This is a genomic window from Pseudomonas sp. NPDC085632, assembly GCF_044541255.1.
In the GTDB taxonomy this organism is placed as follows: domain Bacteria; phylum Pseudomonadota; class Gammaproteobacteria; order Pseudomonadales; family Pseudomonadaceae; genus Aquipseudomonas.
In genome coordinates this window covers 1-1,052 of sequence record NZ_JBITSX010000121.1, presented here as the reverse complement: position 1 = coordinate 1,052, position 1,052 = coordinate 1, and the positions used below count along the sequence as shown (strand labels likewise).

Below are 1,052 nucleotides of genomic sequence, written 5' to 3'. Positions count from 1 at the left end.
AGCGCAAAAGCACTCGCCGTCATCGATATCGAGTCGGGGCAGATCGTGGGAACGTCCAGCTACTACACCCCGCCTGATCAACCCGAGAATATCGGAAAGGTCGTGTTGAAGAATTCGCCCAAGGCTGGGGTTCGAGCCCTGAGCTGTGCTTCCCGTGCGACGTGGCCAGCGATGAAGAAATCGCCAAGGTCTTCGAAGCGCTGAGCAAGAAGTGGGATGGCCTGGACTGCATCGTCCACTCCGTTGGTTTCGCCCCGGGCGACCAACTGGACGGCGACTTCACCGAAGCCACCACCCGTGACGGTTTCCGCATCGCTCACGACATCAGCGCCTACAGCTTCGTGGCACTGGCCAAAGCCGGCCGCGAAATGATGAAAGGCCGCAACGGCAGCCTGCTGACCCTGTCGTACCTGGGCGCCGAGCGCACCATGCCGAACTACAACGTGATGGGCATGGCCAAGGCTTCGCTGGAAGCTGGCGTCCGTTACCTGGCCGGCTCCCTGGGCCCGGACGGCACCCGCGTCAACTGCGTATCGGCTGGCCCGATCCGTACCCTGGCAGCGTCGGGCATCAAAAACTTCCGCAAGATGCTGGCCGCCAACGAAGCGCAAACCCCGCTGCGTCGCAACGTCACCATCGACGAAGTCGGCAACGCCGGCGCCTTCCTGTGCTCCGACCTGGCGTCGGGCATCAGCGGCGAAATCATGTATGTAGACGGCGGCTTCAACACCACCGCCATGGGCAACATCGAAGAGTGATCTTCGCCTAGCCAATGAAAAACCCGCCGGATCCGGCGGGTTTTTTTATGCCCCGAAACACTGTCCCCTGTGGGAGCGAGCCTGCTCGCGAAGAGGCCGGCACATTCAACAGAGATGTTGCCTGACCGGACGCCTTCGCGAGCAGGCTCGCTCCCACATGGATTTGTGGTGAACCGGGATTTTGAGAACACCGACACCACTAATGAAATGGTTACCCCCGCCGCCCCTTGCGATAGCTCACTAAGCTTTCGCAAGGGGCCCATCGGAGACCATTGTCATGAACAAAGTAGCTAT

1 pseudogene is annotated in these 1,052 nt (G+C 60.6%); it reads left to right on the top strand.

Annotated features, from left to right (window positions below):
* Positions 1–95 precede the first annotated feature (95 nt).
* A pseudogene (gene fabI / locus ACIF4X_RS29325) lies at positions 96–758 on the top strand (enoyl-ACP reductase FabI); the annotation flags it as partial.
* Between the last annotated feature and the right edge of the window lie 294 nt (positions 759–1,052).